The sequence below is a fragment of the Sphingomonas bacterium genome, from assembly GCF_903643065.1.
Taxonomy (GTDB): Bacteria; Pseudomonadota; Alphaproteobacteria; order Sphingomonadales; family Sphingomonadaceae; genus Sphingomonas.
Window position 1 is genome coordinate 1 of the sequence record NZ_CAHJWX010000270.1, and the last position, 4016, is coordinate 4016.

A 4016-nucleotide genomic window follows, 5' to 3' on the forward strand; every position below is an offset into this window, starting at 1 on the left:
GCTGGACGGGGGACGGCACTAGCTCGCGCCCGCGCCGCCCGCCCGGCCGCGGCGGCTGCGTATAGACCGCGACCACCGCGTGACCGGCCTCGACCAGCGCATCGAGCGTCGGCACCGCGAACGGGGGCGTACCCATGAAGACGATCCGCATGGCAGGAGCTTTGGGGAGCGAATGGCCGCAACACAACCTGCCGTCATCCTGAACTTGTTTCAGGATCCAGGCGGGACGCGCGACATGGGCGCTCCGCCAGATATTGGGCGTCGCGCGTGGATGCTGAAACAAGTTCAGCATGACGAAAGGTGGAGCGCGACCTACATCCACCCCATGGCCTCCCCCGAGATCGAGACGCTGGCGCAGGTGCTCGCCCGCTTGCCCGGGCTGGGTCCGCGCTCGGCGCGGCGCGCGGTGCTGCACCTGCTCAAGCGGCGCGAGGCGGCGCTGGGGCCGCTGCTCGCCGCGTTGCAGGCGGTGGAGGCCAATCTCGCCACCTGCGGCACCTGCGGCAATGTCGACACGGCGAACCCCTGCTCGATCTGCGCCGATCCGCGCCGCGACGCGCGGTCGCTGTGCGTGGTGGAGGAGGTGGCCGACCTGTGGGCGCTCGATCGCGCGCGGCTGTTCCCCGGCCGCTTCCACGTGCTCGGCGGCCGGCTGTCGGCGCTGGAGGGCGTCCGGCCAGAGGACCTGGCGATCGCCACGCTGCTGGCCCGCGTCGAGGCGGGCGGGATCGACGAGGTGGTGCTCGCCACCAACGCGACGCTGGAGGGCCAGACCACCGCCCATTACATCGCCGAGCGGCTGGAGCGTTTCCCGATCCGCCTGACCCAGCTCGCGCACGGCCTCCCGGTCGGCGGCGAGTTGGATTACCTGGACGAGGGCACGCTCGCCCAGGCGCTGCGCGCGCGGCGCCCCGTCGCCTGAGCGCGACGCTTGACGCTCCGCCAGCCCCCACATACCTGCCCGCCATGGCCGTCCTGCCCGTCGTCGAAGTCCCCGATCCCCGCCTCCGCCTCGTCTCGCGTCCCGTCGAGGCAATCGACGACGACGTGCGGGCGTTCGTCGCCGACCTGATCGAGACGATGTACGCCGCGCACGGCATCGGGCTGGCCGCGATCCAGGTCGGCGTCGATCGCCGCATCCTCGTCATCGACCTGCAGGAAGGGCGCGACGCGGAGGACCAGCCGGTCCGCGACCCGCGCGCCTATATCAACCCCGAGCTGGTGTCGGTGTCCGATGACCTGTCCACCTATAACGAGGGTTGCCTGTCGATCCCGGAACAATATGCGGAGGTCGCCCGCCCCGCGCGCTGCCGGCTGCGCTGGCAGGACGAACGGGGCGAGCGGCACGAGGCGGAGCTGGACGGCCTGCTCGCCACCTGCATGCAGCACGAGATCGACCATCTGAACGGCGTGCTCTTCACCGACCACCTCAGCCGCCTCAAGCGCGACATGGTGATGCGCAAGCTGGCGAAGCTCAGGAAGGCTGCTTAGCCCCAGCCATCAACCCCACCGCCACCGCCGCGATCCGCGCCGCGACCAGCGCCGACCCGCGCAGCGCGTCATCCCGCTCGGGCACATACTCCGCCAGCACGGCGCCCGCGAGCGTGCCCCGCGCCGCCAACCCGTGCATCAGGTCGAGCACGTCCTCATAGGTCAGCCCGCCCGGTGTCGGCATCGCCACCGCCGGGAACACCGCCGGGTCGAGCCCGTCCAGGTCGATCGAGAGCACGACACGCGCCCCCGCCGGCAGATGCTCGTCCAGCACCGCGTCCGCGCCGCGCCGGTGCCACTCGCGCGAGCCCACCAGCCGCGAGCCCCAGCCGCGCGCGTCGTGGTGCTGCCACGCCTCGCCCGAGCCGAGGCCGCGGATGCCGATCTGCACCATGCCGGTCACGTGCGGCAGCTCGCTCGCGCGGCGCATCGGCGAGCCATAGCCCTGCGCCTCGCCCCGGATCACGTCCGCCCAGTCGACATGCGCGTCGACCTGCACGACGGTCACGTCGCCCGTCCCCGCGAAGCCGGCGATCACCGGGATCGGCACCGAATCGTCGCCGCCCAGCACCAGCGGCACCGCGCCCGCCGTCAGTGCCTGCGCCACCGCGTCGCGGATGCGCGCACGATTGCCCTTGGCGTCGCCGGGCCGCGTCCGCACGTCGCCCACGTCGATCCCGATCGCCTCGATCGGCCGGTCGGGCGTGACCAGCGTCGCGCCCAGGTCGAAGTCGTGCTGCTTGAGCTGCCCCGCGAACAGCCGGGACGCCGCGCGGATCGCGCCCGGCGCGCCCGCCGAATGGCTCGCTTCCGCCGGATCATAGGGCGTCGCCTCCGCCGCGCCGAGCACGCAGACCTGGCCGGGCCGCAGATCGGACAGCACGCCCACGGGCAGGCCCATCAGCGTCGGATAGGTGAGGGGGATGCGTCGCGCCATGGACCGCTCAACCCGTCAGCCGCGCTGTTGTGCCAGCACCTGATATGCCATCACCGCCGTGGCGACGGCGGCGTTGAGGCTGTCCGCCTTGCCCAGCATCGGGATTCTGACCAGCAGGTCGCACGCCGCCGCCAGTTCGGCCGGCAGGCCCTGCGCCTCGTTGCCCGTCAGCAGGAAGCTGGGTGCCGCATAGCGCGCGGCGCGATAGTCGGTGGCGGTGTCGAGGCTCAGCCCGACGAGCTGCCCCGGCCCGCCGCGCAGCCAGGCGTGGAAGTCTGGCCATTCGGCGCGGACCACCGGCACGGTGAACAGCGCCCCCATGCTCGCGCGCACCGCCTCGACGCCGAAAGGATCGACGCACTCGCCGATCAGGATCAGCCCGCCCGCGCCCACCGCGTCGCCGGTGCGCAGGATGGTGCCCAGATTGCCCGGATCGCGCAGCCGCTCGGCGACCAGCCAGATGCCCGCGCGCGTCCGGTCGAGCGCATGGAGCGGCGTGTCCCACGCCTCGAACACGCCGACGACGGTCTGCGGATTGTCCTTGCCCGACAGCTTGGCGAGGATGGCGGGCGTCGTCTCGATCGCCTCGCCCCCTGCCGCCTCGACCGCCTCGATCAGCGCGCGGACGAGCGGATGGCTCGCGTCGGTGAAGAACAGCAGCGCCGGCACGCGGCCCGCCTCGCGCGCCTCGGTCAGGATGCGCAACCCCTCCGCCAGGAATCGTCCCGCCTCGCGCCGATGCCGCTTGTCGCGCAGTGACTGGGCATGCTTGACGAGGGGATTGGAAAAGGCGGTGACGAGGCGCGGCACGCCCGTCAGCGGCCGGGTGGCGCGGGCGGCGGCACGCTCGCGCTATCGCCGGGAACGGTGAGGAAGCTGGTCAGATACGCCGGCAGCGCCCGCCGCCGATCCGCCTGTTCGGCCATCGACTGCGCGGCGGGAACGAAGCGCGGCCGATAGCCGGGCGCCGGCGGCACGGCATAGGTCCGCCCGAACGTCCCGGGCGCGTTCGGGACGTGCCGCAGCGGCGCGTCACCCGCCGCCTTCAGCCCGGCGGTCATCGACTCCATCCCGTCGGCGCACAGCACCGGATCGTCGCGGCGCCGCGTCGCGGTGGCGCTTTCCCAGGCCAGCGAGAGGGAACCGATCGTCATCCGCGTCGACCGGGGCAGGCCACGCAGGAACGCCACCAGCGGCTGGTTCTGCGCGAACAGCTGCCGCCGCCGATGCTCCGGCGCGGTCGCGTCGGCGCAGCGGACGCCGTCCAGCCGCACCAGGTCGATCGCGTAGACGAAGTAGAGCGCGGCGCTCTGCTTGATCTGATCGCCCTGTCGCCCCGGCAGCGCGGTGCCGACGCGCCAGAGGTCGGTCATGTACGCAAAGGCGACCAGGAAGCCCGCGCCGTTGAACAGCCGGTCTCGTTCCCAGTTCAGGTCCAGCTCCGCCTGCGCGCCGTCGCTCACCCCGGCCAGCCGCCGGGACAGCGCGGCGCCATCGTCGCGCGCCACCATCGCATCGAGCGCGGCCACGTCCGTCGGCATGGGCTGGCCCACGATCGCGCGCGACAGCCGCGCCCGGAGGTCGTCGG

5 protein-coding genes and 1 pseudogene are annotated in these 4016 nt (G+C 72.9%); 2 read left to right on the forward strand and 4 right to left on the reverse strand.

Annotation, left to right across the window (positions count from 1 at the left end; genetic code table 11):
* A pseudogene (locus HUU95_RS14590) lies at nucleotides 1-151 on the reverse strand (methionyl-tRNA formyltransferase); the annotation flags it as partial.
* Between the two features lie 174 nt (nucleotides 152-325).
* On the opposite strand from HUU95_RS14590, the gene recR reads away from it, so the two are divergent.
* Nucleotides 326-922, forward strand: a complete 597-nt coding sequence (recR, locus tag HUU95_RS10125) for a recombination mediator RecR (RefSeq protein WP_174279999.1) — start codon at nucleotides 326-328, stop codon at nucleotides 920-922.
* 44 nt (nucleotides 923-966) lie between these two features.
* Nucleotides 967-1491, forward strand: coding sequence for a peptide deformylase (gene def, locus HUU95_RS10130; protein ID WP_174280000.1), 525 nt, complete (start codon nucleotides 967-969; stop codon nucleotides 1489-1491).
* On the opposite strand, the gene HUU95_RS10135 is transcribed toward def, so the two are convergent.
* From HUU95_RS10135 to HUU95_RS10145, 3 genes are all read right to left on the reverse strand, one after another.
* Nucleotides 1475-2428, reverse strand: a complete 954-nt coding sequence (locus tag HUU95_RS10135; RefSeq protein ID WP_174280001.1) for an arginase family protein — start codon at nucleotides 2426-2428, stop codon at nucleotides 1475-1477. The two genes, def and HUU95_RS10135, sit on opposite strands and share 17 nt — an antisense overlap.
* Before the next feature lie 15 nt (nucleotides 2429-2443).
* Nucleotides 2444-3238 carry a TrmH family RNA methyltransferase gene (locus HUU95_RS10140; RefSeq protein WP_174280002.1) on the reverse strand — a complete coding sequence of 265 codons (795 nt, stop codon included), beginning with the start codon at nucleotides 3236-3238 and terminating at the stop codon, nucleotides 2444-2446.
* A 5-nt stretch (nucleotides 3239-3243) separates the two neighbouring features.
* Nucleotides 3244-4016: hypothetical protein (locus HUU95_RS10145; RefSeq protein WP_217429808.1), on the reverse strand; the 773-nt coding region annotated here is incomplete at its 5' end.

Coding starts and splice junctions, on each gene's coding strand:
- HUU95_RS10135 (WP_174280001.1), bottom strand. CDS start 2,428: ATGGCGCGACGCATCCCCCTCACCTATCCGACGCTGATGGGCCTGCCC.
- def (WP_174280000.1), top strand. CDS start 967: ATGGCCGTCCTGCCCGTCGTCGAAGTCCCCGATCCCCGCCTCCGCCTC.
- recR (WP_174279999.1), top strand. CDS start 326: ATGGCCTCCCCCGAGATCGAGACGCTGGCGCAGGTGCTCGCCCGCTTG.